The organism is Nocardiopsis mwathae, from assembly GCF_014201195.1.
GTDB classification, from domain to species: Bacteria; Actinomycetota; Actinomycetes; order Streptosporangiales; family Streptosporangiaceae; genus Nocardiopsis_C; species Nocardiopsis_C mwathae.
Map to the genome: position 1 here is coordinate 5,869,640 of NZ_JACHDS010000001.1, position 21,528 is coordinate 5,891,167.

General features: G+C 71.2%; 16 protein-coding genes. 12 read left to right on the forward strand and 4 right to left on the reverse strand.

The window, feature by feature from the left end; translation table 11 throughout:
- Nucleotides 1-40 precede the first annotated feature (40 nt).
- From HNR23_RS25865 to HNR23_RS25875, 3 genes are read right to left on the reverse strand one after another with little or no spacing between them, the layout of a single operon-like run.
- A complete protein-coding gene (locus tag HNR23_RS25865) occupies nucleotides 41-1,822 on the reverse strand; it encodes an ABC transporter transmembrane domain-containing protein (protein ID WP_184079586.1) in 1,782 nt (593 codons plus the stop codon).
- On the reverse strand, nucleotides 1,819-3,669 hold the full coding sequence (locus HNR23_RS25870; protein ID WP_184079588.1) for an ABC transporter transmembrane domain-containing protein: 1,851 nt from the start codon (nucleotides 3,667-3,669) through the stop codon (nucleotides 1,819-1,821). Before HNR23_RS25870 ends, HNR23_RS25865 begins: the two co-directional genes overlap by 4 nt.
- Nucleotides 3,666-5,234 carry an amino acid adenylation domain-containing protein gene (locus tag HNR23_RS25875; RefSeq protein ID WP_184079590.1) on the reverse strand — a complete coding sequence of 523 codons (1,569 nt, stop codon included), beginning with the start codon at nucleotides 5,232-5,234 and terminating at the stop codon, nucleotides 3,666-3,668. Before HNR23_RS25875 ends, HNR23_RS25870 begins: the two co-directional genes overlap by 4 nt.
- 518 nt (nucleotides 5,235-5,752) lie before the next feature.
- Between HNR23_RS25875 and HNR23_RS25880 the strand changes: the two genes are divergently transcribed.
- Nucleotides 5,753-6,019, forward strand: coding sequence for a hypothetical protein (locus HNR23_RS25880; RefSeq protein ID WP_184079592.1), 267 nt, complete (start codon nucleotides 5,753-5,755; stop codon nucleotides 6,017-6,019).
- A gap of 18 nt (nucleotides 6,020-6,037) precedes the next feature.
- On the opposite strand, the gene HNR23_RS25885 is transcribed toward HNR23_RS25880, so the two are convergent.
- Nucleotides 6,038-6,925, reverse strand: a complete 888-nt coding sequence (locus tag HNR23_RS25885; protein WP_221308253.1) for an aminoglycoside phosphotransferase family protein — start codon at nucleotides 6,923-6,925, stop codon at nucleotides 6,038-6,040.
- A 322-nt stretch (nucleotides 6,926-7,247) separates the two neighbouring features.
- Between HNR23_RS25885 and HNR23_RS25890 the strand changes: the two genes are divergently transcribed.
- The 11 genes from HNR23_RS25890 (at nucleotide 7,248) to fusA (ending at nucleotide 21,491) form a co-directional block, all read left to right on the forward strand.
- Nucleotides 7,248-9,260 carry a carbamoyltransferase family protein gene (locus HNR23_RS25890; protein WP_184079594.1) on the forward strand — a complete coding sequence of 671 codons (2,013 nt, stop codon included), beginning with the start codon at nucleotides 7,248-7,250 and terminating at the stop codon, nucleotides 9,258-9,260.
- A 90-nt stretch (nucleotides 9,261-9,350) separates the two neighbouring features.
- Complete coding sequence (locus tag HNR23_RS25895; RefSeq protein WP_184079596.1) at nucleotides 9,351-10,190, forward strand: phytanoyl-CoA dioxygenase family protein; 840 nt, start codon at nucleotides 9,351-9,353, stop codon at nucleotides 10,188-10,190.
- 168 nt (nucleotides 10,191-10,358) lie between these two features.
- Entirely contained in the window at nucleotides 10,359-11,561 is a 1,203-nt protein-coding gene (locus HNR23_RS25900) for a glycosyltransferase (protein ID WP_184079598.1), read from the forward strand.
- Between the two features lie 69 nt (nucleotides 11,562-11,630).
- Nucleotides 11,631-12,764: an amidinotransferase gene (locus HNR23_RS25905; protein ID WP_184079600.1), complete on the forward strand. Its 1,134-nt coding sequence runs from the start codon at nucleotides 11,631-11,633 to the stop codon at nucleotides 12,762-12,764.
- Nucleotide 12,765: 1 nt separating this feature from the next.
- A complete protein-coding gene (locus HNR23_RS25910) occupies nucleotides 12,766-13,983 on the forward strand; it encodes an aminotransferase class III-fold pyridoxal phosphate-dependent enzyme (RefSeq protein ID WP_184079602.1) in 1,218 nt (405 codons plus the stop codon).
- A 62-nt stretch (nucleotides 13,984-14,045) separates the two neighbouring features.
- Nucleotides 14,046-14,864, forward strand: coding sequence for a 5'/3'-nucleotidase SurE (locus HNR23_RS25915; RefSeq protein ID WP_184079604.1), 819 nt, complete (start codon nucleotides 14,046-14,048; stop codon nucleotides 14,862-14,864).
- Nucleotides 14,865-14,876: 12 nt separating this feature from the next.
- The gene (locus tag HNR23_RS25920; protein WP_184079606.1) at nucleotides 14,877-16,547 is read left to right on the forward strand and encodes a carbamoyltransferase C-terminal domain-containing protein; all 1,671 of its coding nucleotides are present in this window, start codon (nucleotides 14,877-14,879) and stop codon (nucleotides 16,545-16,547) included.
- A gap of 141 nt (nucleotides 16,548-16,688) precedes the next feature.
- Nucleotides 16,689-17,996, forward strand: a complete 1,308-nt coding sequence (locus HNR23_RS25925; protein WP_184079608.1) for a condensation domain-containing protein — start codon at nucleotides 16,689-16,691, stop codon at nucleotides 17,994-17,996.
- Nucleotides 17,997-18,485: 489 nt separating this feature from the next.
- The gene (gene rpsL, locus HNR23_RS25930) at nucleotides 18,486-18,857 is read left to right on the forward strand and encodes a 30S ribosomal protein S12 (protein WP_017621532.1); all 372 of its coding nucleotides are present in this window, start codon (nucleotides 18,486-18,488) and stop codon (nucleotides 18,855-18,857) included.
- Between the two features lie 2 nt (nucleotides 18,858-18,859).
- A complete protein-coding gene (rpsG, locus tag HNR23_RS25935; RefSeq protein WP_184079610.1) occupies nucleotides 18,860-19,330 on the forward strand; it encodes a 30S ribosomal protein S7 in 471 nt (156 codons plus the stop codon).
- Nucleotides 19,331-19,376: 46 nt separating this feature from the next.
- Nucleotides 19,377-21,491: an elongation factor G gene (gene fusA / locus HNR23_RS25940; protein ID WP_184079612.1), complete on the forward strand. Its 2,115-nt coding sequence runs from the start codon at nucleotides 19,377-19,379 to the stop codon at nucleotides 21,489-21,491.
- The last annotated feature ends 37 nt before the right edge of the window (nucleotides 21,492-21,528 follow it).

Here is a 21,528-nt window from a genome sequence, read left to right on the forward strand (position 1 = left end):
TGGAGGCGCGCGACGGGCCGGCGGTGGCGGCCCGGGGCGGTCAGCCGCCGACCGCGCTGCGGTCGGCGGCCGTGGTCCATGACTTCCAGAGGTCGGCGTAGCGGCCGTCGGCCGCGAGGAGGTCGTCGTGACGGCCGTGCTCTGCGACACGGCCGTCGTCGAGCACCAGCACGCGGTCGCCGAGGAGGGCGATGTCCATGCGGTGGGCGATCGCGATCACCGTGCGCCCGCCGAGCAGGGCGGCGAACGAGCGCTCGATCCGGCGCGAGGCGGAGAGGTCCATCTCCGAGGTCGCCTCGTCGAGTACGAGCACCCGCGGGTCCACGAGCAGGATGCGGGCAAGCGCCAGCTGCTGGGCCACCGCAGGCGGCACCTGGGTGCGGCCCGACCCCACCTCGGTGTCCAGACCATTGCGGCACGAGCGCACCCACCCGTCGGCTTCGACGGCGCGTAGCACGTCCCACAGCCGTTCGTCGGACTCCGCCTGTGCGCCGTCAAGTTCGTCGCCCAGCGTCAGGTTGTCCCTGATCGTGCCGGCGAAGATGTGCTGCTCCTGGGTGACCATGGCGATCCTTGACCGCAGCCGCTCGGCCGGGATGTCGGCGATCGGCACGCCGCCGACGGTCGCCGTGCCCGAGCCGGGGGCATAGGTGCCGGTGATGAGCTTCGCCAGCGTCGACTTGCCGCTGCCGGACGGGCCGACGACGACCAGGAACTCGCCCTCGGCGACGTCGAGGTCGACGCCGTGTAGTACCTCTGCCCCGGGCCGGTAGCCGAAGTGGATGTCGCGCAGCGCCAGCGCACTGCCCTCCGGCAGCGGGGCCCCCGTGCCGCTCTCGGTCGGCACCTGCTCGACGCCCAGGATGCGGCGCAGCGCGGCGTTGCCCAACTGCAGCTCGTCCATCCACTCCACCAGCTCGGCGAGGGGGTCGGCGAGCCGTTCGACGTAGAGCACCATCGCGGTCAGCGCGGCCAGCCCGACCAGGCCGTTGATGTAGGCGACGCCGCCGATCAGGAGCATCGCCGCCAACGGCACGAAGGTGGACAGATCGAGGACCGGCAGGAACCACGTCTGCAGGTTGACGGTGTGGCGCTGCGTCCGCTCGGCCCGGGCCAGCGCCCGCGCGCCGTGGGCGATCCGGCGCTCGGCCAGGCCGAGCGCCTCGACCGTCTCGGCGCCGTGCGCCGTCTCGTGCATGCTCGCCTGGACTTCGGCCCAGTCGGCGAGCAGCCGCTCGTAGGCGCGCGCCGCCCGGCGTCGGTACCAGCGCACGCCGATCACGAGTGGTGGCAGTGAGATGAGCATGACCAGGGCGAGCAGCGGCGAGGTCAGTACCATCGCCACGATCGTCAGCGCGGCGGTCAGCAGCGCCATCAGGATCTCGGGAAGGGCGAAGCGGACGCTCTCGCCGAGCTTCTCCACGTCCGCGGTGGAGCGGCTGAGGAGGTCCCCGGGATCCACGGACTCCACCGTCGACATGGGGAGGCCGACGACCTTGCGGACGTAGCCGCCGCGTGCGTGGGCGAGCGCCTTCTCCCCGAGCACCACGGCGCGCATCCGCGCCAGTCGGCCCAGGAGGGTCTGGGCCAGGAGCACCCCGACGAAGGCGAGCGCGATGAGGTCGACCCGGGTGGCGGTCGTGCCGTCCTCGACCGATTCGACGAGGTGGCCGAGCAGCTGCGGGCCGAGCAGGTCGGCGACCAGCGCCAGCAGGAACAGCACGACCATGGTCGCGACCTGCCCCTTGGATGCGGAGAGGAAGTCCCTGGTCCACAGGCGGACCTGGCGGCGTTCGGCCAGGGGCAGGCGGTTCGTGTTCACGACTCTGCTTCCACGGACGAGCGGCCGGCGAGGGCCGCGGGGTCGGTCGGGGAGGCGGGGGCGGTGTCGGGGGGAGCGGGCGGATCGCCGATGTGGTGCAGTGCGTCGGCGACCGCCCACCACAGCGCGCTCTGGCTGATCACCACGGTGGTGCGGCCCCGGCGCGTGCGTGCCACCGCGCGGGCGATGGCCGCTTCGGTCGGCGAGTCCACCGCGGAGGTGGGCTCGTCCAGAATCAGTACCTCCGGGGCGGCGTAGAGGGCGCGGGCGAGGACCAACCGCTGGCGTTGCCCCCCGGAGAGGAAGCGGCCGGCGTTGGTGACCACTTCGTCGGCCCCGCGCGGGAGGGCGTCGAGGACGTCCTGCGCACCGGCGGCGGACACCGCCCCCTCGAAGTCGGGGCCGTCCGGACCGAACCGCGCAGCGGTGAGCTCCTCGCGCAGCACGCCGGAGAACAGGACGTCGTTCTGGCCCACCCTCAGGATCCGGCGACGCACCGCGGCCGGGTCCACGCCGTGCAGCGGGACACCGTTGGCCGATACCTCGCCGCCGACGTCCACGGGGGGCGTGTCGTGTTCGATCGGGCCATCGTCGGTTCCACCCGGGTCCGTGGCGCCGACGTCAGGGGCGGCTGTGCCGTCTTCTCCTTCGTCCGCGCCGCCGGGGTCCTCCGGGGGCAGGTCCGCATGCCCGGCCAACCGGGCCCCGAGGAGTCGGCCGAGGTCGCCCGGGGCGTTCACGACGGTCAGTGCTCCGGGGGCGACCGTGATCCCGGTCTGCACGTCGTGCAGGGCCAGCGGCGCGCCGTCGAGGGCGGCCGGCTCCGCGCCCTCGGGGGGACGCGGCCCCTCCAGGCGCAACAGGCGGCAGACCCGCCCGGCCGCGACGTAGCCGGCGCTCAGTGAGTCGACGGCGTTGGTCACGTTGCCGACGGCGATCCACAGGAACGTGGACAGCCCGTAGAAGGTGAACAGCTCGCCGGGGGAGATCGCCCCGGTCAGCGCGAGACGGGCGCCCAGCCAGGTGATGGCGATCGTGACCAGGCCGGGGAACAGGATGCCCGCCGCGGTGATCCATGCCGCGCTGCTCCCTGCCGCGACGCCGGCGCGGCGGACGCGCTCGTTCAGGTCGTCGAACTGTGCGGTGAACTTCCGTTCGCCGCCGACCCCCCGCAGGATGCGCAGCCCGAAGATGATGTCGACGGAGCGCGCCGTCGCTCCGTCGAGAGTGTCGCGCTGCTCCTCGTTGCGCTCCCGCAGCGGGCGCAGCAGCGGCCCGATGGCCAGGACCGCGAGCGGGACCCCGACGATGACCGCGATGCCCAGCAGGGGTGATACCAGCAGCAGAAGAACCGACACCACCAGGAAGCCGAAGACGGAGCCGAAGGCGCGCCCCGCGCTCTCGAAGGCGTCGCCGACGTTCTCCACGTCGGAGGTGCCGACGGTCATCACCTCGCCCAGGCGCGCCTTGCGGGGCAGGGCGCCGCCCAGCTCGGCCACCCGCGTGGTGACCAGCCGCTGCGTGGTCACCTGCGCGTTGAGACCGCTGAGCGAGGCGGCCCGGTTGAGCGAGGTGCCGGCCACCGCCTGCAGCACGACGAGCCCCAGCGTCACGCCGGACCACGCGAGCAGGTCGGGCATGGAGCCAGGGCGGATGCCCTCGTCGATGGCGCGGCCGATCACGAACGGCAGCAGCGCACCGGGGAGGATCCATAGCGCGCCGATGCCGCCGGTGGCGGCGACCAGGCCGGGGCGCAGCCGGGCGAGCCAGCCCAGGAACGGCCAGGGGCCCGAGACGTCCGGTGCGAGGGCGGGTCGGGGGGTCCGGGTGGTCGCTGTGCCGGTCACGGCGCCTCGTTCTCGTAGCGGGAGCGCGTCGCCTCCCGGTCGATCTTGCGGCTGCGGGTGTAGACGAACTCGGGGACCACGGTGATCGTGGACGGGACGAGGTAGGGCGGGACGTTGGCCCGCAGGTAGGCCCTGATGCCAGTGGGGAGCGCGGCGGTGTCGGCACCGGGGCCGGGCAGTACGTAGGCGGCGAGCGCGTTGTGCCGCCCTTTCGGCCGGTCGACGACGAGTACGGCGCGCACCCCCGGGTGGCGGCCGATCCAGAACTCGACTTCGCCGAGGTCGAGCCGGACCCCGCGGATCTTGACGACGTGGTCCTTCCTTCCGACGAACTCCAGGGCGCCCGACGCGTCGGCCCGGACCATGTCGCGGGTCCGGAAGTAGCGGGTGGGGCCGGCACCGAGGTCGAGGTCGGTGAACCTTTCCGCGGTCATCTCGGGTTGGCGGTGGTAGCGGAGCGCGATGCCGTCGCCGCCGACGAGCAGCTCGCCCTCGACGCCCGCCGCGGTCACGGGTTCGCCCCGCTCGTCGAGGATCCTGGCGTCCACGTGGGGGAGGGGGTGTCCGATGGGGACATGGCCCGCGGGTTCGGGTAACGCGAGCAGGTCGCGCAGGTCGATGGCGTGGGTGACCATCCCGGTCTCCGTGGCTCCGTAGGTGTTGAGCAGCCGGATGCGGTCCGCCCCGTCGAGCCGCCGCCAGCGTTCGAGCATGTCCGCGCGGACGGGCTCGCCGCCGATGACGACGGTGCGCAGGCAGGGCGGCAGGGCCGTGTCCTCTTCGAGCAGGTAGACGACGAATTCGTTCCAGAACGCCGTGGGCAGATTGAGGGTCGTGATGCCGTAGTCGGTGACGATGCCGTGCAGGTCGATGTCGGCGGCGGCGTCCATGACGACGCACCCGCCCTGGCTCAGCGTGGGCAGCAGCTCCTCCAGGCTGGTGTCCCAGAACAGCGGCGTGAAGTGCAGAACGCGGTCGGCGGGGCCGATGTCGTAGAGCTCGGTCAGCGCGGGCACCGTCACCGCCAGGACGCGATGGGTGAGCAGCGCTCCCTTGGGCGTTCCGGTGCTTCCGGAGGTGAACAGCAGGTAGGCGGTCCGGTCCGGCGAATGCGGCACCTCGGGTGGCTCGTGGGACGGGACGGAGGAGAGGTCCAGCCGGACCCGGTGGACCGGTTCGGGCAGCGGGGCCTCGTGCGCCGTGACGACCAGGACCTCCGCGAACCCGGCGCCGTCGACGAACGCGGAGAGCCGTTCCCCGACCATGGCAGGGTCGATCGGGCAGTAGTACCGGCCGGCGGCCATGATGCCCAACGCCGCGGCGATGGATGCGGTGGAGAAGCACTCGTACAGGCCGACGGGCAGTTCGGGGTCGCTGGGGAGCTCTTGCACCCGGTGGGCGACCAGGCTCACCATGTCGGCCAGTTCGCGGTAGGTGGTGGGGCGGCCGTTGTCGATCACGGCGGTGCCGTCCGCGTATCGGCGTGCCGTCGCGAAGAACGCGTCGATGATGTGCGTGAAGGGGGTGCCCGCGTCGTGCTCCGGCCCCCCGGTCGATGTCCTCAAAGTTGCGACTCCCAGCTCGTCACACATGCGCGCGCAGCGTCAGGAGGGCCTCCCCCGAGGCCCCGGTCTCTCATCCTTGGACGGCACTCCGGCCCCGAACGGACCAGGACCGTTGGACGGCCCGCAGCGGCGGAACGTGGGCACGCCTCCGGCAGCGGGAAATGAGGGTGAGATGCGCTGACGAACGTTTCCGTGAGTCGAACACCAACGGCGAACGGGTACGCGAAGAACCCACGCCGTGTCGCGGAATTGGACAGGAATCCGTGACACCGCCGGGACGCTAGCACGCTCCGGATCGTGGCGGCAAGCCGACGGATGTGTGTCGGAATCCGTTGTCGATAGGGGGTTTGAATAGGGGTGGCCCGTGTTCACCTCGTCCTTTTCGCCCATGATGGCCAATCCGGTCGTGCGGTGGCTAACATGCGGGCCCACCCAAAGTTCAAGGAGTTGATGTGTCCAGCATCCCTGCCCCGGATTCCGTGAATGTCGGTACGGAAGTGCGGATACGCGAAAACGGCGTGCCCTTTGCGCAGCCGACCGCGGAAATCCTGGAGGACGTCGCCGCTCGGCTGCGGGAGTACGCGGACCGCAGTGACCCCGGTGTCGAGACCGTGCTGTGTCTCGTGGAGTGCGCGGCACACGCAGCGCGCGCGACGTCGCGCGGCCAATCCGCTTGCGAGGCCGACCTGCTGGAGGCGCTGGCCGCGGCGCGTGCGGCCGTCGGCTGTGCGAAGTTCGCCGTGGCCGAGGCCCGGCCGACGGCGCGCCCCTCGGCCGCCCGATAGTCCGGACGGTCCCGCGGGTCAGTCGCCCAACCAGTCCGCCAACGCTGCGGCGGCCCGGTTTCCCCAGGTGGATCCGGTGTCAAGGGCCCACATCCAGAACTCCACCACCCGTACCAACGACCAGCGGCGCGCCAAGACGGGGTCCAGTTCCCCCGCTTCGACGATGACTTCGAGGCGACGCCGCAGCTCCCCGGGCCCCAGACGCGGGTCGAATCGGTTCCACAGCAGCGGGGCGACGCCGAACTCCGGGTCGCCCAGCACCACCTTGGGGTCGATCGCCAGCCAGGGTTCGCGCCGCGCCCGCAGCACGTTGGCGTAATGCAGGTCCTGGTCGACCAACAGGTCACCGGCGTCGGGGCCCAGTTCCCGGCAGGTCTGGCGGGCGGCGTCGAGCACGGCGGAGGGGATGGGCACCCGAGGCGCGCCGTGCCACTGCCGGGCGTACTCCTCGGCGAGGGCCGCCAGCCGCGGGGGCCCGTCCCGCGGCGGCGTGACCGGCACACTCAGGCGGCGCAGCAGCCGGCCGGCGGCCGCCGCGGCCGTGTCGAGCGGCACTCGTTCGAGGCTGGCCTGGGGATCGAGGCGCTCCAGGAGCAGGGCACCGGCGGACTCCCGGTGCGCCAGAAGCCGGGCGGCGCCGTTGCCGGCCCATGCGGCCAGTGCCCAGGCCTCCCAGCGCGTCTTGTCGTCGCGCCAGGACACCTTCAGGGCCAGTGGCCCGTCCGTCCCGCGAACGGGAACCACGATTCCGCAGTTCCCGTGCAGGACCGGGCCGTCATCGGGGCGCAGCCCCCACTCCCGGCAGATCCGGTCCACCGCCGCCGGAAGCGCGGAGAGCCAGCGCCGTCCTGCCGCGCCGTGTGCGGCGGTGATGCGTGCGTGAAAACCCGCGGGCACGTCGATCACGAGGGCTCCTCAACAGGAAAAAAAAGATGAAACTTCAACGCCTGTGTTCGGCCGGAGAAAGCCAATGTCATCAGCGTCATTCGGGCACAGGCGAATGTAGTGGAAGCGGATTCGCCCACACCTTGGAAAAATGTGATCCACGTTACACCGATCGGTTTCGGGGTCGAATTGCCTTCGGCTCAATGGTTGATCAGGAAAGATGTGCGGCCGACCGCTGAATGATTGCAGGTCGAACTCATGCTTGCGGTCGGTGGGGTGCTGTGTCAGGATCACCGGCGGACAGAGGGTGTTGCGCTGGTTTCCTTTTGAAAGGACCGCATTCATGGCAGTTCTCGGCCTGTCCGGACTGTTCTCCACCGAAGAACAGGATTATGACCCGGCGACGTTCCACGGCTTTTACCACGACGCCGCCGCGTGCCTCGTCGAGAACTCGCAGACGCTGGCCGCGATCGAGGAGGAGCGGCTCAACCGCGACAAGCACACCAACCGCTTCCCGGCTCGCGCCGCGCGGGCCTGCCTGGAGGTGGCGGGCCTCCGGCCCCAGGACATTTCGCACGTCGCCTACTTCTTCGAAGAGGAGTTCACCGACCGCGACGTGGCCCGGGTGGGCCTGCAGGACCCGCGGATGCCGCTGCGCGGCGCACGCGGCCTCGTCCACGACCGCCTCGCCGCCGCCCTCGGCTCCGCGGCCGTCCGCGACCTGCCCATCACCTTCGTCAGCCACCACCGCACCCACGCGGCATCCGCCTACCACGACTCCGGACTGTCCTCCGCTCTCGTCTTCGTCTGCGACGGCAACGGCGAACGCGACGGCCTGAGCGTCTTCCACGGCGCCGACGGGGACCTCCGGCGGCTGCGCGGCTACCCGCGCGACCGGTCGCTGGGCCACTTCTACACCGCCATCACCCGGATGGTCGGTTACCGCGACTTCGACGAGTACAAGGTCATGGGCCTGGCGTCGTTCGGCGATCCCGCCCGCTACCGCGACGTGCTCGCGCCGCTGTGCACCCTGGGCCCGGACGGCGAATACGACCTGCGGCTCGACGACCTCCTCGGCGCCCTGTTCGACGCCGGACTGCGCCCCCGCCGCGCCCACGAGCCCCTGCGCGATGAGCACCGCGACCTCGCGGCCGCCGCCCAGGACCTCGTCGAGCGTGTCAGCCTGCACCTCATCGGGCACTGGCTGAACCGGACCGGGCTGCGCGACCTGTGCCTGGCCGGCGGCGTCGCCCAGAACACCTCGCTCAACGGCCGCCTGCTCGGCCTGCCCACCCTCGACCATGTCTACGTCCCGGCCGCGGCCCACGACGCCGGCGGCGCCCTGGGCGCCGCCATGGTGGTCGACCGGGAGACCCGTGGGCGGGCCACCCCGTCCCCCGGTCACCGCTACAGCGCCAACGCCTACCTCGGCGCGGCTCTGGGGACCGAGACGGAGATCGCCGCGCGGCTCGCCCTCTGGAGCGACTTCATCGAGGTCGACCGCCCGGCCGCGATCGAGACGACGATCGCCAAGGAACTGGCCGACGGCGCCGTCATCGGATGGGCGCAGGGGCGCGCCGAGTTCGGCCCGCGCGCGCTCGGCAACCGCAGCATCTTCGCCGACCCTCGCCCGAGCGCCAACCGCGACCGCGTCAACCTGCTGATCAAGCAGCGCGAGGACTACCGGCCCTTCGCTCCGGTCGTGACCGAACCCGACGCGGCCCGGTTCTTCGACCTGTCGACGACATCGGCCGACCACAGCTACATGGGGTTCGTCGTCCCCGTGCGCCCCGAACACCGCGCGTACCTCGGCGCCGTCACCCACGTCGACGGCACCGCCCGGGTGCAGACGCTGCGTGAGCAGGACAACCCCCTGGTGTGGCGGCTGCTCAAGGAGTTCGAGCGGGTCACCGACGTGCCCGTGCTGCTGAACACCTCTTTCAACAACCACGCCGAACCGATCGTCCAGTCCGTCGACGACGCCGTGGCCACCTTCCTCACCACCGGCCTGTCCCTCCTGGTGGTAGGCCCCTACCTCGTGCGCCGCAGGACCACGGCCGCGGACCCCGAGGGCGGCGACGGGGTGCTCCGCGCCCTGCGCTCGTCGACCCTCGAACTGATGCCGTTCTGCGAGATCCGGCACAGCGTCGGGCGGCTCGGCGAGCACAGGAGCATCGTCCGGACCGCCCATCCCATGCGCCCCACACCCATCAGCCCCGGCGCCCAGGAACTGCTGACCGGCGGCGGGAGGATCGCCGACCGTGCACTGCCCCCGGAAGCCGAACGCGACCTGCTCTGTGAGGTCCACGCGCTCTGGAACGACCGGCTCGTCCGCGTGGTCCCCGGCAGCCGCTGAGCCGTCCCCGGCATGGCGCGCCCCACCGTCTTCTCCCCACGTCCCTTTCGCTTTTCCCTCCACCTCAGGCCTGAGAGCGAGTCACCCACCATGACCGTCGACGCGCACGCCACCGCCGACCTGCCCAAGCCGACCGCCGACCACGACCAGGCCCGCGCGGACCTGCGTGAACACGGGTACTGCGTGCTCGCCGGGGTGTTGGACGCCGACGAGATCGACACGCTGCGCGGCAGCGTCCTGCGCATCGCCGAGCGTGAACGCGACTCCGGCACCCACTGGTCGTCCAACGGCAACCAGAAGTCGTTCATGCTGATCAACCACGGCAGGGAGTTCCTCGACCTCGTGGAGAACCCCGTCGCCCTCGACTTCTCCGCCGCACTGCTCGGGCCGGACCTGCTGCTGTCCAGCATCACCGCCAACACGGCACGGCCCGGCAACGTCCAGCAGCAGCTCCATGCCGACCAGCAGTACGTGCCCGAACCCTGGCCCTACGTGTCGTCGATGAACGTGGTCTGGGCGCTGGACGACTTCACCGAGGAGAACGGGGCCACCGTGGTCGTGCCCGGCAGCCACCGGCAGGGCACCGCGCCGCGGCCGGACGCCGGACCGCTCGTGCCGATCACCGGCCCCGCCGGCAGCGCCGTCGTGCTCGACGGCCGCGTCTGGCACGCCGCCGGCGCCAACCGCACCGAGTCGGAGCTGCGTGTGGCCATCCTGTCCCACTACTGCGCGCCGTTCATCCGCCAGCAGGAGAACATCTTCCGGTCCATCGACCCCGACCTGCGCCGCCGGCTCACCCCGTCCCAGCGCAGGCTCTTCGGCTACGACATCTGGTCGGGCTTGGGCGTGGTCAACGGCCTCCCGCGGGACTGGGCCCACCGCAAGGACCGCAGCGGGCCCACCAACGCCGACGGCATCTTCCCGGAGTAGGCGGCCGCGGTCGGGACGACGCACTCACCACACCACCAGGACGACGACGGGCAGGGGGCGAAGGAGACGATGTCGGCGAGCAGGCGTCCGCCGGGCGGGGGCGTGGCGGACACGCTACGGGCCGGGCGGGCCAGAACGGCCACGGCACACAGCGGTCGCACACGCGCCGTGACGAGCGCGGGCACCGTGCTCTATCTGACCAATCAGTCCGCCTACCCACCCCACAGCGGCGGGCAGATGCGGGAGTGGCAGTTCCTCTCCCGCCTCGGCGACCGGTACGACATCCACTTCCTGGCCATCACCCCCCACTACGACCGCGACGTGCGCACCGTGGACGCACTGCTCGGCCACTGCGCCTCGGCGACCTTCTTCGAGGCCGCCCCCGGCCCCGGCGACGAACCGGATCTGCCCGACCGCGTCCTGCAGTACCGCTGCGACCGCGTGGCCGACCACATCTCGCGCTTCCTCGCCACCCACTCCGTCGACTTCATCCACGTCGAGGGCTACTTCCTCATGCGGCACGTCCCCGACACCCCGGGCACCCCGATCCTGCTGCTCGCCGAGAACATCGAGTACGCCCTGGACCGGGCACGCCAGGAGGTCGTCGGTGCCGAGCCCGTCGCCTGGACCCGCACCCGCGAGGTCGAACAGGCCGCATGGCGCCGCGCCGACCTGTGCGGAACGGTCAGCGTGGACGACGCGGCCGTCCTCCGCCACGACCTGCCCACCGCGCGCATCCGCTGGCTCCCGTCCGGCTGCGACCACATCTCCGCCGACGACCCGCTCGCCGCGGAGTCGGCCGGCCTCGTCCCGCCCACGCCCCGCGGCCGCACCGTCACCTACGTCGGCAACTCGACCTGGGGGCCGAGCCGGGACGCCGCCCTGTACCTCCTCGGCGAGGTATGGCCGCAGGTCCTGGCCGAGGTGCCCGACGCGCGACTGCTCGTGGCAGGCAGCGGACAGGACCCCGACGGCCTCGGGCTCACCGCGGTCGACCCCTCCGTCCACCTGCTGGGCGTGGTGCCCAGCCTTGCGCCGGTCCTTGCCGCCACCGACGTCTTCGTCTGCCCCAACCGCTTCGGCGGCGGGGTCAAGGCCAAGATCCTGGAGGCGCTCCACGCCGGGTGCGCGGTGGTGAGCACCTCCTTCGGGGCGCAGGGGGTGGGCCCCGTGGTCCAGGAGGCCCTGCTGACCGGAGACAGCACCGACGAGCTGGTGTTCGGCATCGTCCGGCTCCTCCGAGACGGCACCCTGCTCGACAAACAGCGCTCCCTGGTCCGTGACGCCATCCACACCCTGCCCACCTGGGACGAAGCCACCGACCGGATGCACCGCGCGTGGACGGAGATGCGCACCCCGGCCGCAGGCTGAGCCCGACCGGCTCCATTCCCCACCCACCCGCGCGACCGGCGCGTCCGACCGACACCGAGGAGAACCACCGTGCCCGTTCGACCCAGCCCGCAGACCGCGTCCCCGGGGGCCGCCCCCGCCACGGCGCGGCCCACCGTCGCCTCCTACAACGAGTGGGACCCCCTGGAAGAGGTCATCGTCGGTACCGCCCGCGGCGCCGCCCGAGTCGCGTTCGAACCCGCGCTGGCCGCGTACTACCCCCTGGGCGACCCGGAGCGGAACTTCGGCGGCGCCCCCTTCCCCCAAGAGGACATCGACCGGGCCGAGCGCCAGCTCGACGCGTTCGCGCTGCGCCTGGAGAAGGAGGGTGTGACCGTCCGGCGCCCCGAACCCGTCATGCACCACGAGGGCTACACCACCCCCGACTTCGCGGCCGCCAACGGGCATGCCCAGACCTGCCCCCGCGACGTCCTGCTCGTCATCGGCGACCGGATCATCGAGGTGCCCATGGCCCAGCGCGGCCGCTTCTTCGAGTACCGCGCCTACCGCAGGCTGGTAAAGGAGTACTTCGCGGCCGGAGCACAGTGGGTGGCCGCGCCCAGGCCGCAACTCGCCGAGGAGACCTACGTCCCCGGTTACACCACCGAGGACACCTACTACGACTTCGCCGACCACCCCGCGCTGACCGAGTTCGAGCCGCTCTTCGACGCGGCCTCCTTCACCCGGTGCGGCCGCGACATCTTCTGCCAGCCCGACGTGGTCACCAACCGGTTCGGCATCGACTGGCTGCGCCGCTACCTCGGCCCCGAGTTCAACGTGCACATCGTGCAGTTCTCCGACCGCTACCCCCAGCACATCGACACCACTCTGGTCCCGTTGCGGCCGGGACTCGCCCTCACCAACCCCGAGCGGCCGTTCAAGGACGACATGGCCGACTTCTTCACCGAGAGCGGCTGGCGGCTGGTCGACGCGGTGCCGTCGGTGCGCACCGGCCCGCCGTCCACACGCGACGTCAGCAACTGGATCTCCACCAACATCCTCATGCTCAACCCCGAGACCGCCGTGGTGGAGGCCGCCGAGGAGCCCCTCACGGACCTCTTCCGCTCCCTGGGCATCGACGTCATCGAATGCGAGTTCGACGCGGTCTTCCGATTCGGCGGCAGTTTCCACTGCTGCACCCTGGACATCCGGCGCCAGGGCGAGCTGCAGAGCTACTTCGGCTGACATGGACACCACCGGACCGGTCACGGACGGGCGTGCCCGCCGCTCCGCCGCGGCCGACGTCGACGGGTCGATCCTGGCCAAGCCGAGCCTTCTCGGCGGCACGGGCACAGCGGCGGAACCTCGCTGGGTGGAGCGCGCCGAGGGCGCCCACCTGTGGGACGCGGCGGGCCACCGCTACCTCGACATGGTCCTGGGTTTCGGGTCGGTGATCCTCGGCCACGCCGACCCGGAGGTCACCGAGGCCGTCGTCGCCGACATCCGGCGCGGCGTCTCGGCGACCCTGCGCAAGGAGGCCGAGCTCGAACTGGCCGAGCTCCTCACCGCGACAGTGCCCGGGGCCGAGATGGCGATGCTCCTGAAGACCGGGTCGGACGCCACCTCGGCCGCCGTCCGCGTGGCGCGCGCCCACACCGGCCGCGAGCGCGTCCTGCGCTGGGGCTACCAGGGCTGGCACGACTGGTGCGCACCGCGCGGTGCCGGTGTCCCGCGCGCCTGCCGGGAGCTCACCGACACCCTGCCCTTCGACGATGTCGAGGCCCTGCGGGCCCGGTTCCGCGACCACGGCGACCGGATCGCGGCGGTCGTGGTCATGCCCGCCGGCGACGAGCCCGTGAGCCGCGAGTACCTGCTGGAGTGCCGGCGATTGGCACACCACCACGGCAGCCTGTTCGTCCTCGACGAGATCCGCACCGGCTTCCGGCTCGCCCTCGGCGGAGCGCAGGAGTACTTCGGAGTCACCGCCGACCTCGTCACCGTCAGCAAGGCGATGGCCAACGGCCACCCGGTCTCCGCGCTGCTCGGCCGCCGCGACGTCCTGCGCACCCTGGCGTCGGTGTCGATGTCCTCGGTGTTCTTCCGCAGCACCGACGGCATGGCAGCCGCACTGGCCACCATCCGGCGGCTGCGCGACACGGCCGCCATCGCCGACGTGTGGCGACACGGCCGCCGACTGCAGGAGGGAATGGCCGCCGAGGCGCGCGACGCCGGGGTGCCGGTGCGCGTCGTCGGCCTCCCCCCGATGCCGTTCCACCGGTTCGACCTCACCGGTGAGGAACTCCGCCGCGCCGAGGAGGTCTTCTACGACACGGTCTGGTCGGACGGGCTCCTGCTGCATCGCTCCCACCACTGGTTCACCTGCGCCGCGATGACCACGGCCGACATCGACCATGCGGTGGCCGTGATCGGACGCGGGTACCGAGCGGTTCGGGACACCGGGTGAATCGGGAGACGACGGGGAGCGGACCACCCACCCCCTCCACGCCCCCGTTCCGACGGGTCCTGGTGGCCAATGACGACGGCGCCGACGCGCACGGGCTGTCCGTCCTCACCGCGGCGGCGGCCGCGCTCGGTCCGCCCTTGGTCCTCGCCAACGACATCGGCTGGACGGCGGCCGGCACCTCACTGCGCTTCCCGGGCGGAGACGCCCGACGCATCATCCGGGACGGCGACCGCTGGACCTTCGCCGACACCCCGCCGGCCCTCCTGGCCGCAGCGGCCTGCTCCGGTGCACTCGGCCCCGCGCCGGACGCCGCCCTCGTCGGAGTGAACCACGGGCCCAACGTCGGCGGCATGGCCGCGCACTCCGGAACCGTCGGCGCCGCACTGACCGCGGCCGCCCACGGCCTCCCGGCGGTGGCGGTCAGCAGCGACGACGTCCACGCCACCCACGGCGCGGAGGACGGCCCCCCGCACCACGGGCTCGCCGCGGCCCTCGCGGTGCGACTGGTGTCCCTGGTGGAACGGCTGCGGCGGCGAGAAGGGGAGGGGATCGCGCTCAACGTGAACGTCCCCAACCTCCCCGCCGAGCAGGTGGCCGGGATCCGGATCGCGGTTCCGGCCCGGGCGCTGCCCGCAGCCCGGCTGGACGCCCACGGCGCGGTGAGGCCCGGTATCGACATCGACGAGCCCCCCGACCCCGGAAGCGACATCGCGCTGCTGCGCGACGGGTTCGCCACCGTCACCGTCGTGTGCGGCGCTCTCCCGGAACGGGGGCTGCGCGACGGCGTGGCCGCGATCGAGCGGGATCTGCTCGGCGGGGGAGGTCGGGCCGGGGCCGCGGCGGTGGCAAGAGCACACAACCACAGCACACGGATCGGATAGCGGGGAAGAGAGATGAACGGTCGGTCAGGTTGGGTCGCCGGGGTCAACCACGGCGCGCACGACGCGTCCTGCGCACTGCTCCACCACGGTGAACTCGTGGTCGCCGTCGAGCAGGAGCGCCTGTCGCGCCGCAAACGCGCGGTGGACCAGTCACCCGCCCGGGCACTGCGCTACTGCCTCGACTTCGCGGGGATCGACCTCACCGAGGTCGACTGCCTCGCCTTGGGGTCGGACCACGACGGGCTGGCCGCATGGCTCGGCGTGGAGGGGGAGGAACGGGAACGGGCCCTGCCCTACGACCGCCCCGGGTGGCTCTTCCCCGACGAGGTCTTCCACGGAGCACGCCCCCGCGCGGTCCGGGCCGTGCCGCATCACCTCGCCCACGCGGCCAGTGGGTACTGGCCCAGCGGGTTCGGGGAGTGCGCCGTGCTGGTGATCGACGCGATGGGGGAGAACACCGGCACATCGATCGCCGTCGCCCGGGACGGCGGCGTGGAGATCCTGGAGAGCTACGGGGTGGAGACCTCGCTCGGCTTCTTCTACGAGGCCGCGTCGGAGTTCGCCGGGCTGGGCCGCCAGGACGGCGGCAAGCTCATGGGGCTCGCCTCCTACGGCCGCCCCGTCCACCCCGCCGCGCTCGCCTACCGGGACGGCGCCATCGTCTGGGACGGTGTCCCCGAGAGCACCCGGCGCGGTCGCGCACTGATCGAGGAGCGTTCCGAAGAGCTCCAGCGCTACTTCGCCGACCACACCTACCCCTACTCACGCCGCCGCGGCGAGTCGGTCATGGCCTACGCCGACTTCGCCGCCTCGGCACAGGCCGCCCTGGAGGAGACCATCCTCGGCCTGGCCCGGCGCGCCCGCGAGCTGACCGGCCTCAACCGGCTCGCCGTGGCCGGGGGCGTCGGACTGAACTGCACGGCCAACGGGCGGCTCGCCGACAGCGGCATCTTCGACGAGGTCTACGTCCAGCCGATGGCCCACGACGCCGGCGTCGCCCTGGGCGCGGCCCTCGCGGTCGCCGCCGAGCACCGGCCCGGCCTGCAGGGCGTGTCCCGCATGTCCCACGCCTACTGGGGGCCCGACCTCACGGCGGAGGACACCGCTGCCGCCTTCGCCGCCGCCGGAGTCCGGGCCGAACGGTTCGGCCTTGAGGAGCTGCTGCCCCGCGTGGTCCGCATCCTCACCGCGGGCGGCATCGTCGCCTGGGGACAGGGGCGCGCCGAGGTGGGACCCCGGGCGCTCGGCGCGCGCAGCCTGCTCGGCGACCCGCGCGACCGCGAGACTCTGACCCGGCTCAACCTCGCGAAGAACCGGGAGATGTGGCGGCCGCTCGCGCCCAGCGTGCAAGAGGAGCGCTTCGCGGAGTTCTTCGAGGGGACACCGAACGCGTTCATGATCGTGGCGGCCCGGGTCCGCGAGGAGGCGCGGCGGAGGATCCCCGCCGTGGTGCACGTCGACCACTCCGCCCGACCCCAGGCCGTGCGGCGCGAGGACAATCCCGCCTACCACGCCCTGCTGTCGTCCTTCGACGCTCAGACGGGTGTCCCCGTCCTGGTCAATACGTCCCTCAACGTCGCGGAGGAGCCCATGGCCTCCTCCGCCGACGACATCCTCTCCACCTACCTCAAGAGCGGGGCGGACGCCGTCGTCATCGGCGACCACCTCGCCGTCCGGGACTGACGTCCCACCGCCTTCCCCCACCTTCCACCGACGATGCCCCCGCCCCTTTCGCCGATCCCGGGAGAACGGTTCGTGCCCCGGCGAGAACTCCCACCGCCCTCCCGGGATCGGCGAAAGGGGCGGGGGTGAGGAGTACCCGACATGACCGCGGCACCGACCGAACCTCCGGAGATCGAACCCGCTGCGGTGGACGCCGGCAGCGCGTTCCGCGTCTGGAACGACGACGAGATGTGGTTCGCCCCACCTCACGGCCAAGCCCGGCCGACCCTGTCCACCCACTGCTGGTGGGAGCTGCCCGCCGATGCGGTCCCGGACCTGCTGTTCGAGGCGGTGCGCCTGGTCGCGTCCCGGCACGACATGCTGACGAGCCGGATCGAACGCCGCGGCGACCGGATCCACTGCCGCCCCGGTGCGGCCGAACCCGAGATCCGGCACCTGCGCACCGGCATCGCCGTCGGGAACGCCGGGGAGGCGGAGACCCTCGGCGAGCTCGACCCGTTCACGGGTCCCATGCTCCGGGCCGTGCTGGACCGGCGTTCCGCCCCCGCGCGCTTCTGCCTCCAGATCAGCCACGCCGTCCTGGACGGCTGGTCGATGGACCTGCTGCTGCGGGAGCTGGCCGAGACCTACGAGCGGCTGGCCGTCGGCGCGCCCGTCGACGCCCGCCCTGCGCCGCAGATGCGTGACTGGGCCGCCGCCCAATGGGACATCCTGAAGGCGACGCGCGACGAACGGCTGGACGGGTGGCGGCGCCTGCTCGAAGCGGGGCCGCTCGCGCCGGCCCCCGTGCCCGGCACCCCGGGCGATCGCTCCGGCACGGTCCGCTGGCGGGCCCCGGAGGGCCTGCCGACCGCGGTGCGGTCCACCGCCCGCCGCCTGCGCTGCTCGCCCACGGTGCTGCTGGTCACCCTGCTCGGCCGCGCTCTGGTGGCCGAGCACGGAGCCGCGGCGGCGGTCCGTGTCCCCTTCGCCAACCGGCACCATCCCGGGGCATTGGACGTCATCGGCAACCTGAGCACCCAGGTTCCCGTCCTGTTCTCCGCCGGCGACGCCCACGCCGACCGGGATCTCGGCGACCTCACGGTGGCGGCGAACCGGCGCATGCTGGACGCGATCGCGTTGCTGCCCCTGTCCTTCGAAGCGGCGCTCGCCGAGCTATGGAGTTCGGCGCAGGCCGCGCGCGCCGACCGGCAGACCCCCTTCTTCGCCCTGGAGGTGGAGGACGGGGCCGACGACGACGAGGACGACCTGGCCGGCGGCGTCCTCACCGACGTGGTCTCGCCCATGGACGAGCAGGACGGCTGCGAGGTCACCGCCGAGTTCGACGAGGACGAGGCGGTGATCACCGCCGGGTGGCGCGGCCTCACTCGGTCGGAGGAGGAGCGCATGCACGCGGTCTTCGGAGAGTTCACCGCACGGCTGGGGGAGCTGGCGACGCCCGCCGCGTGACGGTCCCCACGCGCGGCCTCCCGCGACACGCCGAGGTCAGCGAGGTGGGGGCCGCGCCGCCTTCCACGTGATATCGCGGCCGCGCGCCGGGGCACGGTCATCGGGCAACCTGAGCACTGCCGCGACGTCGTACACTGGTAGTGGCCTACGGCAGCATGCGGCTCCGGAGTACGAGTACCGCCACGTGCCGGTCTTACGTTTTGACCAGGCACAACCGATTCGGTACTCTCTAACTTCGTGCCCGTGAGTCAACGGGTCACACGTGTGTGCTTTTTCGCCGGTCCCGCATGTGGGCGGCGAGGAAGAGTGCCACGTGACACCTCCTCCCACGTGATTCGACCACCAGGTCGGGCGTATCGACATCCGCCATGCTTGGGGTAGAGCGCGACACGCCCGGATGCGGGGGTCGGGGGGAACGGGAAATTCAGCAGGTCAATAGCGATATCGGCTAAGAGAACCGGCGTAGGTCACGAGGAAGACGGAGACGCGGTGCCCACCATCCAGCAGCTGGTCCGTAAGGGCCGACAGGACAAGCTCACAAAGAGCCAGACCCCGGCGCTGAAGGGGAGTCCGCAGCGTCGTGGTGTGTGCACGCGTGTTTACACCACCACGCCCCGAAAGCCGAACTCCGCGCTGCGCAAGGTCGCCCGTGTGAAGTTGAGCAGCGGTATCGAGGTCACTGCCTACATTCCCGGTGTCGGGCACAACCTGCAGGAGCACTCCATCGTGCTCGTGCGCGGTGGCCGTGTGAAGGACCTGCCGGGTGTCCGGTACAAGGTCATCCGCGGTTCGCTGGACACTCAGGGCGTCCGTAACCGCAAGCAAGCGCGTAGCCGTTACGGCGTTAAGAAGGAGAAGTAAGCATGCCGCGCAAGGGCCCGGCGCCGAAGCGCCAGCTGATCACCGACCCCGTCTACGGGTCGCCGCTGGTCACCGCACTCATCAACAAGGTGCTGCTGGACGGCAAGCGCTCCATCGCCCAGGGGATCGTCTACGACGCCCTTGAGGGTGCCCGTGAGAAGACCGGTCAGGACCCGCTCGTGGTGCTGAAGCGTGCTCTGGACAACGTGAAGCCCGCCCTTGAGGTGCGCAGCCGCCGTGTCGGTGGCGCGACCTACCAGGTGCCGGTCGAGGTCCGTGCGTCCCGGAGCACCACGCTCGCTCTCCGCTGGCTCGTCTCCTACGCGCGTCAGCGCCGTGAGAAGACGATGACCGAGCGTCTGATGAACGAGCTGGTCGACGCCAGCAACGGTCTTGGCGCGAGCGTCAAGCGCCGCGAGGACACGCACAAGATGGCGGAGTCGAACAAGGCCTTCGCCCACTACCGCTGGTAATCCCCGCGGCCGAATCGATACGAGAGACCGAGAGAAGACGAGCCACATGGCTACCACTGCTCTTGACCTAGCCAAGGTCCGCAACATCGGGATCATGGCGCACATCGACGCGGGTAAGACCACGACGACCGAGCGGATCCTCTACTACACCGGCGTGACATACAAGGTCGGTGAGGTCCACGATGGCGCCGCCACCATGGACTGGATGAAGGAGGAGCAGGAGCGAGGGATCACGATCACCTCGGCCGCTACCACCACCCACTGGGACGACCACACCATCAACATCATCGACACGCCCGGCCACGTCGACTTCACGGTCGAGGTCGAGCGGTCGCTGCGTGTGCTCGACGGTGCGGTCGCGGTGTTCGACGCCAAGGAAGGCGTCGAGCCGCAGTCCGAGCAGGTCTGGCGGCAGGCCGACCGGTACGGCGTCCCGCGCATCTGTTTCGTCAACAAGATGGACAAGATCGGCGCGGAGTTCCAGCGCTGCGTGGACATGTTCGCCGACCGCCTCGGCGCCAACCCGCTCGCCATCCAGCTGCCGATCGGTGCCGAGTCCGACTTCAAGGGCGTCATCGACCTCGTCCGCATGAAGGCCCTCGTCTGGAACGAGGAAGCCAAGCTGGGCGAGATGTACGACACGGTCGAGATCCCCGAGTCGCACGCCGAGGCCGCCCGTGAGGCGCACGACAAGATGATCGAGACGCTGGCCGAGGCCGACGACGAGATCATGGAGCTCTACCTGGACGGCGTCGAGCCGACCGTGGAGCAGGTCGTGCCCGCCATCCGGCGCGCGACCATCGCCGGTACCGCGATTCCGGTGCTGTGCGGTACCGCCTTCAAGAACAAGGGCGTGCAGCCCCTGCTCGACGCGGTCACCGCCTACCTGCCCTCGCCCCTGGACGTCGAGGCCGTCACCGGCCACGACCCCAAGGACGAGTCCGAGGAGGCCAGCCTCGCCCGCAAGCCGAGCGAGCAGGAGCCCCTGTCCGCTTTGGTCTTCAAGATCATGAGCGACCCGCACCTGGGCAAGCTTTCGTACCTGCGCGTCTACTCCGGTGTCCTGGAGGCCGGCACGCAGGTGCTGAACAGCGTCAAGGGGCGCAAGGAGCGCATCGGCAAGATCTACCGGATGCACTCCAACAAGCGCGAGGAGATCGCGCGCGTCGGTGCCGGTGACATCGTCGCCGTCATGGGCCTGAAGGACACGACCACGGGTGAGACGCTGTGCGACCCCGCGCAGCCGATCGTCCTGGAGTCGATGACCTTCCCCGCCCCGGTCATTCGCGTCGCCGTCGAGCCGAAGACCAAGAGCGACCAGGAGAAGCTGGGCGTCGCGATCCAGCGTCTGGCCGAGGAGGACCCGTCCTTCCAGGTCTCCACGGACGAGGAGACCGGCCAGACCATCATCGCCGGTATGGGCGAGCTGCACCTTGAAGTGCTCGTCAACCGCATGCGCGACGAGTTCAAGGTCGAGGCGAACATCGGTAAGCCGCAGGTGGCCTACCGCGAGACCATTCGCAAGAAGGTCGAGAAGGTCGAATACACCCACAAGAAGCAGACGGGTGGTTCCGGCCAGTTCGGTCGCGTCATCATCGACCTGGAGCCCCTCGCGGCCGATGGCGACGGTGACAGCGGCGGTTACGAGTTCGTCAACAGCATCACCGGTGGCCGCATCCCGCGGGAGTACATCCCGTCCGTGGACGCGGGCTGCCAGGAAGCCGCCGAGTTCGGTGTCCTCGCCGGGTACCCGCTCGTCGGGATCAAGGTCACCCTGCAGGACGGCGCCTACCACGACGTCGACTCCTCCGAACTCGCCTTCAAGGTCGCCGGCTCCATGGCGTTCAAGGAGGCGGCGCGCAAGGCCAAGCCGGTCATTCTCGAACCGGTCATGGCGGTCGAGGTCACGACGCCCGAGGAGTACATGGGCGACGTGATCGGTGACCTGAACAGCCGACGCGGTCAGATCCAGTCGATGGACGAGCGCGCCGGGGTCCGGGTCGTCAAGGCCTTGGTGCCTCTGTCGGAAATGTTCGGCTACGTGGGTGACCTGCGCAGCCGGACCCAGGGTCGAGCCAACTACACGATGGTGTTCGACTCCTACGTCGAGGTCCCGACCAACGTCCAAGAAGAGATCGTTGCGAAGGCGCGCGGCGAATAACCGCGGACACGTAACCAGTCAGCCAGCAACCCTGTAC

Excerpts from the sequence above, each read along its gene's own strand:
- HNR23_RS25920 (WP_184079606.1), top strand. The coding sequence starts at position 14,877 with ATGAACGGTCGGTCAGGTTGGGTCGCCGGGGTCAACCACGGCGCGCAC.
- HNR23_RS25895 (WP_184079596.1), top strand. The coding sequence starts at position 9,351 with ATGACCGTCGACGCGCACGCCACCGCCGACCTGCCCAAGCCGACCGCC.
- HNR23_RS25925 (WP_184079608.1), top strand. The coding sequence starts at position 16,689 with ATGACCGCGGCACCGACCGAACCTCCGGAGATCGAACCCGCTGCGGTG.
- HNR23_RS25910 (WP_184079602.1), top strand. The coding sequence starts at position 12,766 with ATGGACACCACCGGACCGGTCACGGACGGGCGTGCCCGCCGCTCCGCC.
- fusA (WP_184079612.1), top strand. The coding sequence starts at position 19,377 with ATGGCTACCACTGCTCTTGACCTAGCCAAGGTCCGCAACATCGGGATC.
- HNR23_RS25890 (WP_184079594.1), top strand. The coding sequence starts at position 7,248 with ATGGCAGTTCTCGGCCTGTCCGGACTGTTCTCCACCGAAGAACAGGAT.
- rpsG (WP_184079610.1), top strand. The coding sequence starts at position 18,860 with ATGCCGCGCAAGGGCCCGGCGCCGAAGCGCCAGCTGATCACCGACCCC.